Below are 359 nucleotides of genomic sequence, written 5' to 3' on the forward strand. Positions count from 1 at the left end.
CTTTAAACATTCCCCATCCTTGATTGAGAATGACGCGGTTTAAGCCAGATTTTTGTTTCACCATTTTTCCATGCTGCTCACTGTTGCCTTTGCTGTTTTTCGTCATATTTCTAATTTTAAGATCTTCTAGCACGATGATTGCGTGGCTTTTGCTCAACTGTGTTGAGATCTTATGTAATTTGTCATGACGAATATTGGCAACTTTCGTATGAAATGTTGTGATCTTTGCTTTTAATTTTTTCCAGTTACTTGAAAATTTCACTTTTCTAGCAAGTTGCTTCTGTAATCGTTTGATCCTGATTGTCTGTTTACTGGTATCTATCGGCTCCACAAAACTGCCATCAGAAAGGGTAATTAGG

At 36.8% G+C, this 359-nt stretch carries 1 protein-coding gene; it reads right to left on the reverse strand.

Annotated elements, in window-relative coordinates:
* A partial coding sequence (locus tag AAEZ22_RS18240; RefSeq protein WP_352298415.1) for a transposase occupies positions 1-359 on the reverse strand: 359 nt, incomplete at both ends.

This window comes from Pseudoalteromonas sp. 20-MNA-CIBAN-0454 (assembly GCF_040308685.1).
Taxonomy (GTDB): Bacteria; Pseudomonadota; Gammaproteobacteria; order Enterobacterales; family Alteromonadaceae; genus Pseudoalteromonas; species Pseudoalteromonas nigrifaciens.